We start from the raw sequence: 15,335 nt of genomic DNA, 5'->3' as shown, positions 1-15,335 counted from the left end.
GCTGTTATCTCGCTTCCAGCGGATGAAGGCCGCCAGCTCTCGTCTGCAGACCACAAGAACGTCGATAGCGATCTCGATGTCTTCGTCGAGCATGGGTACACTCGCCATCGGCCACGGTTCGCTGTCCGATTCGTGTACTTTGCCGTACCTGGGTGGGCTATTACCCCCGAATACGGGGCTGTTCTGCTTACTTCGGCTCGCCGACAGCGAGTATCGACACTCTCGAGACTGCCCCACACCTCTGCCGAGATACTTATCTTTACATATGTATATTGGAATATGGTAGTTTGGGTTGCAAGGGCTCAGCTGTAGCTCTCTTCGGGACTCGCCGGGCCGCTGAACACCGAGTAGAGGACGGTGAAGTAGATCGCGATCACCGGGAGGAACGTGACGGCAAAGATCGATGCCAGGTTCAGCGGGAGCGGAGAAACGACCGCGTCGGCGATCGAGAGGCCGACCGCCGGATCGACCGACGGGTAGAGCAGGTACGCGACGTAGGCGACGAAGGCGGCGGCGATCCCTCCGGCGCCGCCGACGGCGAGGCGGTACCGCGCTCGAGCGCTCGCGTAGACGAAGGCGGTGGCGGATGCGGCCGTGACCGCGACGACGAGCAGCGTCGGCGTCGCGACGATCTTCGGGCGCAACTCGGGGTGGAAGCCGTACAGGACGGCGACCGTGGCCAGGAGGACGACGGTGTAGACGCCCGTGGCCATCCGTCCGCGGCGGGCGACGGTCTCGCGCAGCAAGCCCTCGGTTTTCAGGCCCAGGAAGGCGGCTCCGAGGACGACACAGAGGGCGACGACCGTCAGACCGACGGCGACGGGCCCGGGTGCGAACGCGGAGGGGGTACCGAGCACCCAGCTCGCGACGAACGCCCCGAGAAGGAACGGTGAGAACGTGCTCCCGACGACGAAACAGGCGTCCCAGAAGCGAACCCATCGTTCGTCGTCGCCCTCCCCGCGGAGCTTCGAGCCGAGGCCCCTGAGCGAGAGCGCCAGCAGGATGGCGAACACGAGCAGGTAGTGGCGGCTCAGCAGGTTGGCGTACACCACCGGGAAGGCCGCGAACAGCACCGTCCCGAACAGCACGAGCCACACCTCGTTGGCCTTCCAGACGGGGCCGAACGCGGCGAGCATCGTCTGTCGCTCTTTCTCGTTGGCGTCCGCGTAGAGGATCCCGAGGCCGAAATCGAAGCCGTCGAGCAGGAGGTAGCCGCCCAGCGCGACGACGACGAGTCCGAACCAGAGCTCGGGCAACGAGTCGACCAGGTACTCGGTGTGAGAGAGCAGCTCAGTCATCCGCGATCACCCCGGGCGATTCCGGCGTCTCGCGGTCTTCAGTTCCCGTCCCCTGTCGTTCGGCCTCTTCCACGAGGATGCGCCTGAAGACGTAGAGGAAGACGCCGAACAGGAGGACGTAGCCGACGACGAAGCCGACGAGCGTCAGCGTCGCCTCGGTCGAGCCGAGGTTGGTCGAGACGCCCTCGGCGGTCGTGAGTACGTCCTGGATGATCCAGGGCTGGCGGCCGATCTCGGCGACGTACCAGCCGGTGATCGTCGCGACGAAGCCAAGTGGTGCAGAGAGCATGAGCGCCTGTAGGTAGCGGTCGTCCTCGTAGAGGCCACCCCGCCAGAGCCTGTAGGCGCCCCACAGGCCGAGGAAGACGAACCAGAAGCCCAGGCCGACCATGACCCGGAACGACCAGAACACCCAGGCGACCGGCGGTGACTCGTACTCGAAGTCGTTGAGCCCCGTCACCTCGGCTGTGAAGTCACCCTCCGCGAGGAACGAGGCGAGATACGGGATGCTTATCGTGTAGAGGTTGTCCGCCCGCGGGTCGGTGATCGCCTCGAGTTCGGTCGGAATTGCGACGATGTGTAAGTCAGCCGCCCCGGTCTCGTAGTGGGCTTCCATCGCGGCGAACTTGTGTGGCTGCGTCTCGGCGACGTGGCGGCCGTACATGTCGCCGTGGATCACCTGGAAGATCGACGTCACGAGCAGGACGACGATGGCGACTTTGAGCGCCGTCTGCCAGACCTGGCTGTCGCGGTTCTTCCAGATGAAGTAGGCGGCGATCCCGGCGACCAGCAGCGTCACGGAGATCACCGCCGCGTTCTGCATGTGGACGTACATCCACGGGAAACGGGGGTTGAAAAACGCCGCCATCGGGTCGGTCAGCTGGGCGATCGGCACCCCTTCTTTCATCACGAGCTCGTAGCCCTGGGGCGTCTGCATCCAGGAGTTGACGACGAGGATCCAGAACGCGGACATCCACGCGCCGAGGGCGACGAGAAACGCCGAGAGCGCGTACATCCGGTCCGAGACGCGCTCACGACCGAACAACAGGATGCCAAGTGCGAACGCCTCGAGGAAAAAGGCCATCTTGGCCTCGAACGAGAGCGGGCCGCCGATCAGTTCGCCGGAGACCTCGGAGAACGTGGCGAAGTTGGTCCCGAACATGAATCCCATGGGGATCCCCGTGACGGTTCCCATGACGAAACCGACGGCGAAGATTTTCGTCCAGAACTTCCGGAGGCGGGCGTATCGCTCCTCGCCCGTCCTGACCTCCTGGACGACGAAGTAGACGAGAAACGGTGCCAGCCCGACCGACAGGGCGGCGAAGATGATGTGGATCGTGATCGCCCAGCCGAACTGTATCCGGCTCGCGAGTTCGGGCGTGAGAAACGCGAGCAGCAGTGCGACCGTCTGTGCCGACTCGGCGAACACCGAACCGGCGATCGTCGTTACGTACATCGGACTCACCATTCGTTCGAACGAACGGGTTGGAGAACGCTAAATTAGATCTTGGATCTCGCCAACTTTCGATTCCCGAACCCGAACACTATTTACGTTGACTAGTGAGATAGACTAGATAGCGAACCGACCCGTTTTCCATCGAGAACGCGAGAGACCGTGCCAGGTCCAGTAGAGCGGGGAGTTACTCGCCGTCGTCGCCGAACCGCTCGAGGTAGCGTTTGACGAGCGTCGCTTCGGCCATCCGGAGGCGGTAGGAGAGCGTCGACCGTGGGACGTCGAGCTCCTCGGCGAGGGCTTCGACCGTGATCTCTCGCGGTCGCTCGTAGTAGCCGCTCGCGGCAGCTTCCTGGATCGCCTGAAGCTGTGCGCCCGGCAGCTCGACGTCGACGATGCCGCCGCTGGGCCAGTCGACGGCCTCGCCTAAGTGGCCGACCTCGAACCGGAGGCCGTCCCGGAGGCCGGCCGCGAGCCGGTCGTACACGAGTCCGACGTTCTCGTCGGAGCGCATCAACAGCCGCCACGACTCGACGCCCTCCCGCTGGTGGACCTCACAGACTGTCCCCGTGCTCAGGTGCGAACAGACGACGCCCTGGACCGACTCACACGCCCGGATCTCCTCGACGTAGGAGTAGATCAATCGCCGACGCGTCGTACACTCGAGCGAGAACGACGTCCCGGTTCCGCGACACGGCCGGTCGCCGACCGCCCGCGGGAGGTGGTCGCGCTCGTCGAGTTCGGCCTCGAGTCGGTCGGTCGCCGCACGCGGCCCCTGAAACCGGTGGAGTCGAACGTACGACCGGTCGCCGGTACAGATGTCGATGGCCGACGCGGTCAGCTCCGGGTGGTCGTGAAAGACGTCCATGACCGGGTCTGTCCCGCGGTCGTAGTGGATACTGAAGGTAAACTCCCGAAGTCGGGCTGGTGTCTCGGTCGTCATCGGTTGAATCAGTGGTGCAGTGGTGACGCGACGGAGTCCGCAACGCTACAGCGTCGCTCGATACGGCTGTGACAGTCGACGACGGCAGCCATACGAGTGCGCCCCACGTCCGGTGGCCGGTGGTCGCCGTTACTCGTGCTAGCGGTCCAGCGCGGATAAGCGAGTCGAACGGGCAGATATTCGTCACAGCTCCGGCCCGGGAAAACGTTTCGGCAATTATCGCAACAACTGAAACGGGGTGTACACTGCTCACAGTGGAGCGGCCAGGACTGGAACATTGAGCCCGTTCTGGTCCTGGACGCCCCATCGGACGTCGAACCCCGCCTGACGCGCCAGCCGATCGCTGGCCGTCGTCACGCTCTAGGTGAATGAACCACCAGCGATATTACTCGCGCGTTCCGAACGACGGCTATGAAAGCCGTGTATGCGACAGATCTGTCTGCGGCCAGCGAGGCCGCCATCGAGACCGAAACCTGCCTCGAGTGCCTCTCCCGCATCGGGGTCGAACAACTCCACCTCGTCACGGTCGTTCCCGCGAACGTCCACGCCGGCACCCCCGGGATCGATCACCAGAAGCGTCGTCGACGGGCGCTCGCTCGGTACCGGGACGTCATCGAGGATGCCGGACTCGACGTCGAGACGCACGCCGTCCGCGGGACGCCCCACCGACGGATCAACGGCGTCGCCGAGGCGGTCGGCGCCGACCTGTCGATCGTCGGATCGCGCGGGAAGCAGCCACTCGAGAACCGCCTCATCGGCTCGACGACGCGAAACCTCGCGCGGACGACGGTCGTGCCGCTGCTCGTCAACCGCATCGAGCGCGAGGTCGACGAACCGGAACTCGTCGAGAAACAACTCTTCCGACGGCTGCTGTACGCGACCGACTTCTCGACGAACGCCGATCGTGCCTTCGAGGCGTTCTCCTACCTTCGCCACGCCACCCGGGAGGCCACGCTGGTCCACGTCGAGAGCCCGAACAGCCCCGGCCCCGACGGCGACGTCACGGCCGAGGACCGTCTCTCGGAGCTGGCCGACCGCCTCGAGGAATGGGACATCGACGCGACGATCGACGTCCGCGAGGGCGCTCCCGCCGACGAGCTCCTCGAGGCGGAGGCGACCCACGAGCCGACGACGACGCTGCTCGGCACGCGCGGGCACAGTCGCTTGCGGCGGCTGTTACTCGGAAGCGTCTCGGAGACAGTCGTCGCGAACGCACGCGGGAACGTGCTGCTCGTCCCGCCGAAGTGAGCTGCCCGACCGTCCGCTATAGTAACCGTTGAAAGTCATTGCACACCCGGTCACGACCGTTGGCGGCCAGCCTCGCCAACGAGGCCGAGGCTGGCCGCTCGGCTGTGACCGGGTGTAAATCGTTTCAACGAGCACTATAGTGCTCGGTACAGGACCGATCGATAATTCGCCCGACAGGCGACCGGGAGTCGCGACGTCGTTCAGTCGTGCGGATGGAACCGCTTGACGGCGCGGTCTACCGCGTCCGTCCGCCCGAGGAACGTGACGCGGTCCCCGTCCCGGAGCTCGTGGTCGCCGGTCGGCACCTCCGTGGTCCCATCGGCGTGCGTGAGCAAGCCGACGAGACAGCCGTGTGGAATCTCGGCGTTGAGTTCGGCGATCGTCTTGCCGACGAGGTCCGACGCCGTCACTTCGATCTCCTGAACGTCCCCGGTCCGGCCGAGTTCGTTCATCCATGCCGACAGCGACGGCCGCTCTAAGACGTTCTCGAGCGACCAGGCGGTCGCCATCGAGAGGTCGATCGCCCGCACGCCGAGCGCCTCGAAGGCGTCGACGTTCTCGGGCTGGTTGACCCGCGAGGCGACCGTCTCGACGCCGAAGCTCGTCTTCGCGAGCTGACAGACGAGCAGGTTGACGTCGTCGTCCGGCGTGGCAGCGGTGATCGTCTTCGCCTCGGTCACGCCAGCGCGCTCGAGCACGTCGGCGTCGGTGCCGTCTCCCTCGAGCGCACGGAGGCCGCGTTCACGGGCCTTCTCGACCGCATCGGGGTCCTGGTCGACGAGCAGTACGTTCTCTCCGTCGGCTTCGAGCCGTTCGGCGAGTGACAGGCCGACCCGTCCCCCGCCGACGATGATGGTGCGCATTGGTGAAACCTCGAGTACGTCCGCGATCTGTCGTGCCAGGCCGGCCTGGAGGATGACCGTCGCGAAGATGAGCAGGAAGACGGTCCCCGCCAGGAGTTGCGCTTCCTGTGGCCGGCCGAGCGCCTGCAGTTCGACGGCGAACAGCGTCGCGACGCTGGCGGGGATGATCCCGCGCGGGCCGACGGCGCTGAGGAACAGTCGTTCGTTGCGAGTGAACCGTTCGTTGGTCGTCGCCAGATAGATGACCGTCGGCCGGATGACCATCGTGATCGCGACGACGATGGCGAGCCCGGCCAGTTCGAGCGTGAGGATGTCCTCGAAGTCGATCAGCGCCGCCAGCGCGACGAAGATGAACGAGAGGACGACCACCGAAAGGTCGTCGAGGAAGTCGATCACCTCCTCGTGGTGGGGCAGGTCGACGTTCCCGAGTGCGAATCCCGCCATGGCTGCAGCGGCGATCCCGGTCTCGCCCGCGATCAGTTCGGCGCCGCCGTAGGCGACGACGACGCCGGCGAGGACGATCAGTCGAGCGTGGAGCGGGCCGGTGCCGGGCGCGAGGTTCCCGCGGCTGAGTACCAGCCAGACGATCGCCGCGACGAGCGCGCCGAACGCCAGCCCGACGAACAGCCGCCGGAGGAACTCCCCGACGAATAGCATCGTGCCGCCGGTGCCGACGATGAGCACCTCGAAGACGACGACGACCAAGATTGCGGCCGTCACGTCGTTGATCACGCCCTCGCCCTCGAGGACGGCAGCGACGTGCTCACGGACGGTGACGACCTGGAGGATCGGGCCGATCACCGTCGGACCCGTAGCGATCAACAGCGCGCCGACGAGCAGACCCACCTCGAGACTGGTGTCGAGGAAGACGACGACGGCGGCCGCCGTCCCGAGCCAGGTGATCAGTGCACCGACGGTGGTGATCCGGAACAGTGCCGTTTTACTCTCCCGGAGTTTGCGACGGTGCAGGTGGTAGCCGCCCTCGAAGAGGATGATGGCGACGCTGACGCCGACCATCGCGGAGAGCCCGCCGCCGAACGTCGCTTCGGAGACGAGCCCGACTCCTTCGGGACCGATCGCGATCCCAGCCAGGATCAGGAACAGGACGCTCGGGATCTGCAGTCGATCCGCGAGCACGCGGGAGGCGACGCCAAGGGCGAGGATAACGGCGACGACGGCGACGAGCATCACGATCGATTACGCTCGCGGGGCGGGTGAACGCCGGACGGTCTCCCACGGCACTGGCGTCTCGTCGACATGGTCAATCGTCGCTGTCGGGCGTTGGCTGGGCGTTCGCACTCGGTTCGGTGGCCGACGTGGCGACCTTGTAGAGGATGATCAGGGCGACGAAGAACGACGAGCCGACGAGCAGGACGACGCTGACGATGTCGAGCGCGCCGACGTCGAGCCAGCCGGCGAGCTGTTGCAGCGCGATGCCGACGCTGGCGAGCACCATCATGATGCCGAAGTAGACGATGACGTCGTCCTCCTCGACGACGGTCGTCGCCGCCGAGCCGATTCGCGCGCCCAGGGCACTACCCACCAGGAGTGTACCGACGACCGCGAGGTCGACGCTGCCGGCACGTCCGTACGTGAACGTCCCGAAGGCGCCGGAGAACAGCCCCGCGAAGAGGCTGGTCCCGACGGCGACCGTCAGCGGCGTCCCGATGAGGTAGTAGATCGCTGGCATCCGCATGAACCCGCCGCCGACGCCGATCAGTCCAGAGACGAGGCCGACGCCGCCGCCAGCGCCCGAGATCGTCCACAGCGACGCCCGCCCGCCGGAGACGAGCGAGATCATCGGTGGGATGGTGTACGACTGGATCTTCTGGCCAATTTCCGGAATCGCCTCGTCGTCTTCGTCCGCGTCGTCCTCCTCGTCCCGATCCTCGAGTGCGTACGCTCGGCGGAGGAAGATCGCGCCGATCCCCCCGAGCAGGACCACGTACGCGACGCCGGTGACGAGTTCGGCGATCCCTAGCACCTCGAGGGCGAAGACGAGTCGGCTGCCGAGTTCGATGCCGATCGAGAGCACGACGAACAGGATGGCGCCGAGTTTGTAGTCGACCTGGCCGATGTCGTAGTGTTTCATCACGGCGATGACCGACGTGCCGAAGTAAAACGCCAGGCCGCAGCCGATGGCGACCGAGGCGGGATAGCCCAGGATCAACAGGGTGGGCGTGATCAGGAACGACCCGCCCATCCCGAAGAAACCGAACAGCACGCCCACCATGAAGCCGAAGCTCACGAACAACACCAGCAACGACAGACTCAATCCGAGTAGCTCCATTCGATTAGTTCACCTGCTGATAGCGCGCGTACGCTCGCTCGACGATCGACTCGAGCCAGCCGTACCCGACGTAGAGGACGACCGCCTGGATCGTGATGAGCCCAACGAGCGCGAACCCACCGAGTACTCCGCCTTCTATTCCAATCATATTCGTAACGATAGCGACCCTCGAATCAGTCGTCCGCGACGGCGCTGTCTGCTGTCGCCGCGCATCGGTTCGGCCCGAGCTCGAGCTCGTTCATCTCGTCCTCGCCTTCGGGCTCGTACTCGCCGACGTTGGTGGCGATCACCGTCTCGTAGTTCGGCGGCTTCGACGGGAGGTTATCGAACATGTGCTCGACGAACTCGTCTTCCTCGAGCTGGAGGATCTCGTTGCGCTGGCGGATCGTTCCGACCGTCGAGAGCATCGGCAGGCCGGGCGTGACGTCGATGTACTCGCCGTCGTCGGTGACCGAGAAGTGCCCGGGGAGGATCTTCACGTGGTCGGGCATCGTCATGATCTTGTGGTGGAGCGTCTCGTACTGGACGCGAGCGCCACCTTTGGCGTCCTCGCCGGCGAACTGGAGTTCGGTGCGGCCGATCGACTCGACGAACAGCGTGTCGCCAGTCAGCAGCGCTTCACCGTCGACGAGGTAGCTCGTCATGCCCGTGGTGTGTCCCGGCGTGGGGACGGCCTTGACGGGGATCTCGCCGACCATCACGACCTCGTTGGCCTCCAGACCGTCGAAGTCGAACTGCGGGTCGCGCGTCTCGGCGGCCTGCCCGAGGTGGTACGGGACGCCGTGTTCGGCGGCGAGCTCGCGCCCGGCCGAAATGTGGTCGGCGTGGATGTGGGTGTCGAAGACGCGGGCGATCTCGTAGCCGTACTCGGCGGCCGCGCGCTCGAAGGCGTCGGTCGCGCGGGTGACGTCGACGAGCGCCGCCTCACCGGTGCGTTTCGAGCCGATCAGGTAGCCCAGACAGCCCTTCGATCGGCGCTGCAGCTGCAGGAGCTCGAGGTCGTCGCGATCGGTCGCGATCGGCACGACGTCGTACACCATACTCCAGGCTTCCATCCCGCCGTCGACCCAGGAGACGTCCTCGAAGCCCTCCTCCTCGAGGTACTCGGCGAACGCCTCCGCGGAGTTGCCGGTGGCGCAGGTGACGACGATCTCCTCGTCGTCGTCGTAGGCGTCGGGGTCGAACTCGCCGACCAGCTCGTCGTTCGCACAGGAGTACTCGACGTTCTCGGCGCCGGCGATGTGCCAGCCGTCGAAGTCCTCGGGGTTCCTGGTGTCGAACAGCACGAACTCATCGCGGTCGATCCTGTCCCGTAGCTCGGCCGCTGAAATGGACGTTACCATACGAATCGACGTTAGCAGCGCCGAGGCTTAAGGATTCGAGCAGCTACCAAAATGTCACGCTCGTTCGGGCGTCGTCGGCGGCCGGCGGCGAAACGAACAGTTGTTGCCGCAACCATCGCTCGCGTCCGCTCGAGCCGACGGGACGGCGCCGAGAGACTCATAACCGGTGGGGACCGTACGCGACATCGAGATGGGAATCGACGAAACGGAGACGCTCGTCTCCGCCGAGTGGGTCGCGCAACGACTGCCCGCGTTCGAACGGGACGATCCCGAACTCGTCCTGGTCGAGGTCGACGTCGTCCCCGACACGTACGCCGAGGCACACCTCCCCGGCGCGGTCGGGGTCGACTGGCGGACCGACCTGCAGGATACGACGGTCTTCGACGTCCCGTCGAAAGCGGCGTTCGAGAAGCTCCTCGGCGGACTCGGCATCACGGAGACGTCGACGATCGTCTGCTACGGCGACGTCGACAACTGGTTCGCGGCCTACGCCTACTGGATCCTGACGTACTACGGACACGACGACGTCCGGCTGCTCGACGGCGGCCGGGAGTACTGGCTCGAGCAGAACCTGCCGATGACCGACACCGTCCCCTCCGTCACGGAACGGGCCTACGATCTCGACGGGATCGACGAATCCATTCGGGTCGATCGTGAGGGGGTCCTCGAGGCAATGGAGGCCGGGACGCAACTCGTCGACGTCCGGGCACCGGCGGAGTACCGCGGCGAGATTCTCTCGCCACCGGGATGGAATGAGGGGGTGCAGCGAGGCGGGCACATCCCGGGCGCGATCAACGTGCCGTGGAGCCGCGTCGTCCGGGCCGACGGCCGGTTCAAACCCCCGTCGGAGATTCGGGCGGTCTACGAGGACGCCGGCATCGTCGACGACGACACGATCGTCTACTGCCGGATCGGTGAACGGTCGGCGCTCACCTGGGTCGCGCTCACCGAACTGCTCGGCTTTGACGCCGTCCGACACTACTACGGCTCGTGGGTCGAGTGGGGGAACACCGTCGGTGCGCCCGTCGAGCGTGGTCGACCCGCGGACCGCTCGAGGAACGACTGATACCGACGGCTGTGAGTCTGTGAGCCGTCGGTTCGACGGAGCCCGGGATGATCACGTCTCCTTGCGGACTTCCGACCACAGCCCTGCCAGCTGAACGTCGGCCGATTCGGCCGGCCGATCGATCTGCGCCCCGAGCGATCGCTCGTCGTCGAGCGACAGCGTCACCGCCTCGAAGTTGAGCTCGTACTTGCTCGTGTGTCGTCCGTCGCGTCGGACCTCGAGTGACTCCTCGAGGAGCGTCGCCTCCGTCAGGAGGTCGAGTTTGCGGTAGAGCGTCGACTTCGGAATGTCACAACGCTCCCGGAGTTCGGGGGTGGTCAGCGGCGCCTCGAGCGTCCGGATAATCTCCCGACAGTCGGGATCGACGAGGACGGCACAGATACAGTCGGCCGAGGGTGTCGACTCCGGGGTACGCTCTCGAACCATTCGTCAGTCCCTATCCACCGGTCAGATTTAGCTACATCGGTGATCGATGCTCCCGCCGATGCGTCACAGACGATCCTATATAAATCACTAAATATTGCACCATCATTCTCGGAGCATTACACGCATATGTCTGTAATAGCCAGTAACAATATCGCGTTCGAGAACGCAGGTGGCCCACGACGGGACGAGGATCGGTTCTCGAGCAGTGTGAACCAGAGTGGATTCCGCGGGAAACGGAACCCGACGGCCGATCAGCGGCCTTCGATGGCTCCGAGCAACGGCGGGGCGACGACGCGCTCGAGGACGCCGTAGCCGGCGTAGAGCACGACCGCCTCGAGCAGCACCACGCTGACGAGGACGAGCGCCTGGATGGGTGGTGAGAGTGTGGCGAACTCGATCATCGTTCCGTCAGTCGTCGGCGACGACGCTGTCGGTCGTGGCCGCACACCGGTTCGGTCCGAGCTCGAGCTCGCGTTCTTCTTCCTCGTTGTCGGGCTCGTACTCGCCGACGTTGGTGGCGATCACCGTCTCGTAGTTCGGCGGCTTCGACGGGAGGTTCTCGAACATGTGCTCGACGAACGCCTCCTCGCCGAGTTGTAAGATCTCGTTGTGCTGGCGGAGCTCGCCGACGGTCGAGTGCATCGGCAGGCCGGGCGTGACGTCGACGTACTGCCCGCAGTCGGTGACCGAGAAGTGTCCGGGGAGGATCTTCACGTCGTCGGGCATGGTCATGAGCTTGTGGTGGAGCGTCTCGTACTGGACGCGCGCGCCACCTTTGGCGTCCTCGCCGGCGAACTGGAGTTCGGTGCGGCCGATCGACTCGACGAACAGCGTGTCGCCGGTCAACAGCGCCTCGTTCTCGACGAGGTAGCTCGTCATGCCCGTGGTGTGTCCGGGCGTGTGGACGGCCTTGATCGTGATCCGGCCCACGGGAACCGTCTCGTTGGGTTCGAGGCCGTCGAACGAAAACTTCGGGTCGCGCGTCTCGGCGGGCTGGCCGAGGTGGTAGGGGACGTCGAGTTCGGCTGCGAGCTGGCGGCCGCGGGAGATGTGGTCGGCGTGGATGTGCGTATCGAGGACGCGGACGATCTCGAAGCCGTAGTCGCTCGCGGCCTGGCGGAAGACGTCCGTCGCACGGGTGACGTCGACCAGCGCCGCTTCGCCGGTGCGCTTCGAGCCGATGAGGTAGCCCAGACAGCCCTTCGCCCGCCGCTGCAGCTGTAAGATGACGAGGTCGTCGTTCCGGGTCGCGATCGGGACGACGTCGTAGGCCAGACTCCAGGCCTGCATCCCGCCGTCGACGTTCGTGACGTTCTCGAAGCCTTCTTCCTCGAGGTACTCGCCGAACAGCCCCGCAGAGCGGCCCGTCCGACAGATCGCCACGATCTCGTCGTCGGGGGCGAGTTCACCGCGGTAGGCGTCGAAGTCGCCGATCAGCTCGTCGTCCGAGCCGGAGTACTCGACGTTCACTGCCCTGTCGATTCGCCACTCCTCGAAGCTGTCCGGTGACCGCGTGTCGAAGAGCGTGAAGTCGTCGTTGCGATCGAGCTTCACTCGAAGCTCGTCGGTGGAGATCGTCTCGACCATTACGACCGACGGTACCGGAGGTTGACGCATAAGAATTCTCGCAGTGAATATTATTGCCCATACCCCTCGCTGAAGGGGTGTTCACCCACCGGATACGGCCGAAGTTGGCACAATTATGGTCTCTATATTCGCCTCGACGGGAACGAACGTCGCGCCGTCGACACAGTCTGAGGCGAGGGTCGTAAAAGATGTATAGGTAGAGTTGCAAGAGACACTCAAGAATGGACCGGGACGAACTCGAGGAGACACTCGGCGACTTGCCACCCAGCTCGAAGTTTATTTACAAGACGCTGGCTCACTCGGGCCCGATGACGCTCAAGGCCCTGACCGAGGAGACGATGCTGTCCTCACGGACGGCCCGGTACGGCCTCGACCAGCTCGAGGACGCTTCACTCGTCGATTCGTCTCCGGCGTTACACGACGGTCGCCAGACCTGTTATCGCCTCGCGAGCGACGCCAGCGGCTCGGGCGACGGCCGGGGCGGTCGGCAGTCGCTGGTGACGGTCGAGTGGGTCAGAGAGCGGCTCACAGAGGCCGAACGGGACGATCCTGGCCTTCGGATCGTCGAGGCCGACGACGAGTACGACCGCGGCCACGTCCCGGGAGCCGTTCAGATCGACATCATGAACGATCTCGTCGACGTCGAGGGCTGTGGCCTGGCCAGCCGGGAGACGTTCGAGGCGTACGTCGGCGAGCGAGGGATCACCGAGGAGTCCACCGTCGTGATCTACAGCACCGAGCAGAACCAGTTCGCGGCGTACCTCTACTGGCTGTTCAAGTACTATCGACACACGGACGTGCGCCTGCTCGACGGCGGAAAGAACGCGTGGGTCCAGGCGGGTTGCCCGCTGACGACCGAGGAGCCGACCGTCTCCCGCCAGGAGTACGTCGCCCAGCCGGCGGACGAACGGATCCGGGCCTACCGGCGAGACATCGAGGCGGCGCTGTCCCGGAACGTCACCATCGTCGACGTCCGTTCGCCGGAGGAGTACGAGGGCAAACGGGCGCGTCCATCCAACGACCTCCCGGAAGCACGGACGGCCGGGCACATCCCCGGGACGATTCACCTCCTCTGGTCCGAGGTCGTCGACGACGACGCTCGTTTCAAGGACGTGACCGAACTCGAGCAGCTGTTCGCAGCCCGCGACGTGACTCCCGACACGGAGACGATCGTCTACTGTCACGTCGGCGAACGATCCGCGCTCGTCTGGTTCGTCCTCTCGGAGCTGCTCGACCACCGTGACGTCGCGAACTACGACGGCTCGTGGATCGAGTGGGGGAACCTGATCGGCGCCCCGGTCGAAACCGACGCAGAAGACGAGTGAGCGTCTCGAGGTCCGATACGATAGTGGTCGTTGAAACGAGTTCCAGCCGACCGCAGCCGAGCGACCAGCCTCGACCTCGTCGCCGAGGCTGGTCGTCGACGTCCGTGACCGGGTGTGCGCTGACGTTCGACGGGTGCCGACGCGCGATGTCGAACACTACTCTGACGGTCGGCAGCCGATACTGCAGGGACGGCCGCCGCCCAATCGAGGCAATGATTGTGCAATAATTGCGCCACTCACTCGAGTAGGTGGTGGGTATCATACATTATTGTTCGAAGGAAGATATTGAGGTTCCCGGGGTGGCTATCAAGGGCTGTACAATGAAGCACGTAGTCGTACTCGGTGCCGGCTCCGGCGGTGCCATGACTGCCAACATCCTCCGGCGAAAACTCGACCGATCCGAGGCCACGGTAACGGTCGTCGACAAGAGTACCGATCACTTCTACCAGCCGTCGTTCTATCTCGTCCCGTTCGGCTACCTCGATCCCGACCAGTCGAGACACGTCGACGAGCTCCTGAAACCGGACGTCGAGTTCGTCCACGACGCCGTCACGGGCGTCGATCCCAACGCACAGACCGTCTCCCTCGAAGCCGGCGACGACCTCGAGTACGATTACCTCGTGGTCGCGACCGGCCACCGACTCGACCCGACGGCGACGCCCGGGCTGCTCGAGGCCTGGCAGGAGACCGACGACGTCTACCCGTTCTACCACTACGAGGCCGCCCTCGAGATGCGTGACGCACTCGAGAACTTCGACGGTGGGACGTTCCTCGTCACCCAGCCCGACACGCCGATCAAGTGTCCCGGCGCGCCGCTGAAGCTGACGATGCTCGCTGAGGACTACTTCCGCCGGCGCGGTATCCGCGACGACGTCGAGGTCATCATGACCCGCAACGCCGAGCACCACTTCGGCGTCCAGCCCTACCGTGACAAGCTGTACGAGATCTGGAACGATCGGGACATCGAGTTCAAGGAGAACTTCTCGGTTGCGGAGATCGACCCCGACGCGAACGTCGTTCGGTCCGCCGACGGCGAGGAGATCGAGTACGACCTCTACGCCCCGGTCACCCCCCAGTTCGGGCAGAAAGCGATCACCGAGGGCTCGCCGCTGGCCGACGACTCCGAGGACGGCGAATACGTCACCATCGACCAGCACAGCTGCCAGCACGACGAGTACGAGAACGTCTTCGCGCTGGGTGACTGTGAGAACGCCCCGCACTCGAAGACCGCCGCCGCCGCCCGCAAGCAGGCTCACGTCGTCGGGAAGAACCTGACCGCCCTGCTCCGGGACGAGCCCATGCGCGCCGAGTACGACGGCTACGCGGCCTGCCCGCTGCTCACGAAGAAGGGGAAGGCGCTGATCGCCGAGTTCGACTACGAGGGGCCGATCTCCGCCCCCGTCGAGAGCAAGCTGAACTGGATCATGGACGTCAACGTCCTCCCATCCGTCTACTGGGACGCCTGGATGCGAGGCTACGACCCACTCCCGTAA

At 65.2% G+C, this 15,335-nt stretch carries 14 protein-coding genes; 4 read left to right on the top strand and 10 right to left on the bottom strand.

Features of this window, described 5'->3' with window-relative positions; all coding sequences use genetic code 11:
* Positions 1-302 precede the first annotated feature (302 nt).
* The 3 genes from NMQ09_RS16305 to NMQ09_RS16295 form a co-directional block, all read right to left on the bottom strand.
* The gene (locus tag NMQ09_RS16305) at positions 303-1,298 is read right to left on the bottom strand and encodes a cytochrome d ubiquinol oxidase subunit II (protein WP_255191644.1); all 996 of its coding nucleotides are present in this window, start codon (positions 1,296-1,298) and stop codon (positions 303-305) included.
* Positions 1,291-2,754, bottom strand: a complete 1,464-nt coding sequence (locus tag NMQ09_RS16300; protein ID WP_255191643.1) for a cytochrome ubiquinol oxidase subunit I — start codon at positions 2,752-2,754, stop codon at positions 1,291-1,293. Before NMQ09_RS16300 ends, NMQ09_RS16305 begins: the two co-directional genes overlap by 8 nt.
* Before the next feature lie 184 nt (positions 2,755-2,938).
* A complete protein-coding gene (locus NMQ09_RS16295) occupies positions 2,939-3,694 on the bottom strand; it encodes a helix-turn-helix domain-containing protein (RefSeq protein WP_255191642.1) in 756 nt (251 codons plus the stop codon).
* 411 nt (positions 3,695-4,105) lie between these two features.
* Between NMQ09_RS16295 and NMQ09_RS16290 the strand changes: the two genes are divergently transcribed.
* Positions 4,106-4,942 carry a universal stress protein gene (locus NMQ09_RS16290; RefSeq protein ID WP_255191641.1) on the top strand — a complete coding sequence of 279 codons (837 nt, stop codon included), beginning with the start codon at positions 4,106-4,108 and terminating at the stop codon, positions 4,940-4,942.
* Positions 4,943-5,142: 200 nt separating this feature from the next.
* Here NMQ09_RS16290 and NMQ09_RS16285 read toward each other — a convergent pair whose 3' ends face one another.
* The 4 genes from NMQ09_RS16285 to NMQ09_RS16270 form a co-directional block, all read right to left on the bottom strand.
* Positions 5,143-6,993: a cation:proton antiporter domain-containing protein gene (locus NMQ09_RS16285; RefSeq protein WP_255191640.1), complete on the bottom strand. Its 1,851-nt coding sequence runs from the start codon at positions 6,991-6,993 to the stop codon at positions 5,143-5,145.
* A 73-nt stretch (positions 6,994-7,066) separates the two neighbouring features.
* Positions 7,067-8,095, bottom strand: a complete 1,029-nt coding sequence (locus NMQ09_RS16280; RefSeq protein WP_255191639.1) for a sulfite exporter TauE/SafE family protein — start codon at positions 8,093-8,095, stop codon at positions 7,067-7,069.
* A 4-nt stretch (positions 8,096-8,099) separates the two neighbouring features.
* Complete coding sequence (locus tag NMQ09_RS16275) at positions 8,100-8,243, bottom strand: DUF7512 family protein (RefSeq protein WP_255191638.1); 144 nt, start codon at positions 8,241-8,243, stop codon at positions 8,100-8,102.
* Between the two features lie 25 nt (positions 8,244-8,268).
* Positions 8,269-9,438 carry an MBL fold metallo-hydrolase gene (locus tag NMQ09_RS16270; RefSeq protein ID WP_255191637.1) on the bottom strand — a complete coding sequence of 390 codons (1,170 nt, stop codon included), beginning with the start codon at positions 9,436-9,438 and terminating at the stop codon, positions 8,269-8,271.
* A gap of 190 nt (positions 9,439-9,628) precedes the next feature.
* Between NMQ09_RS16270 and NMQ09_RS16265 the strand changes: the two genes are divergently transcribed.
* On the top strand, positions 9,629-10,504 hold the full coding sequence (locus NMQ09_RS16265) for a sulfurtransferase (RefSeq protein ID WP_255191636.1): 876 nt from the start codon (positions 9,629-9,631) through the stop codon (positions 10,502-10,504).
* Between the two features lie 51 nt (positions 10,505-10,555).
* On the opposite strand, the gene NMQ09_RS16260 is transcribed toward NMQ09_RS16265, so the two are convergent.
* The 3 genes from NMQ09_RS16260 to NMQ09_RS16250 all read right to left on the bottom strand — a co-directional run bounded on the left by NMQ09_RS16260 (position 10,556) and on the right by NMQ09_RS16250 (position 12,517).
* Positions 10,556-10,930, bottom strand: a complete 375-nt coding sequence (locus tag NMQ09_RS16260; protein ID WP_255191635.1) for a winged helix-turn-helix domain-containing protein — start codon at positions 10,928-10,930, stop codon at positions 10,556-10,558.
* A 251-nt stretch (positions 10,931-11,181) separates the two neighbouring features.
* Positions 11,182-11,331: a DUF7512 family protein gene (locus tag NMQ09_RS16255; RefSeq protein ID WP_255191634.1), complete on the bottom strand. Its 150-nt coding sequence runs from the start codon at positions 11,329-11,331 to the stop codon at positions 11,182-11,184.
* 7 nt (positions 11,332-11,338) lie between these two features.
* Positions 11,339-12,517, bottom strand: coding sequence for an MBL fold metallo-hydrolase (locus tag NMQ09_RS16250; RefSeq protein WP_255191633.1), 1,179 nt, complete (start codon positions 12,515-12,517; stop codon positions 11,339-11,341).
* Between the two features lie 221 nt (positions 12,518-12,738).
* Here NMQ09_RS16250 and NMQ09_RS16245 point away from each other — a divergent pair, with 221 nt between their 5' ends.
* Together NMQ09_RS16245 and NMQ09_RS16240 are read left to right on the top strand one after the other, a co-directional pair.
* Positions 12,739-13,842, top strand: a complete 1,104-nt coding sequence (locus NMQ09_RS16245; RefSeq protein WP_255191632.1) for a rhodanese-like domain-containing protein — start codon at positions 12,739-12,741, stop codon at positions 13,840-13,842.
* 320 nt (positions 13,843-14,162) lie between these two features.
* Complete coding sequence (locus tag NMQ09_RS16240; protein ID WP_255191631.1) at positions 14,163-15,335, top strand: NAD(P)/FAD-dependent oxidoreductase; 1,173 nt, start codon at positions 14,163-14,165, stop codon at positions 15,333-15,335.

It is taken from the genome of Natronobeatus ordinarius, assembly GCF_024362485.1.
GTDB classification, from domain to species: domain Archaea; phylum Halobacteriota; class Halobacteria; order Halobacteriales; family Natrialbaceae; genus Natronobeatus; species Natronobeatus ordinarius.
The sequence above is the reverse complement of the archived record's forward strand: the minus strand, read 5'-3'. Positions and strand labels throughout refer to the sequence as shown.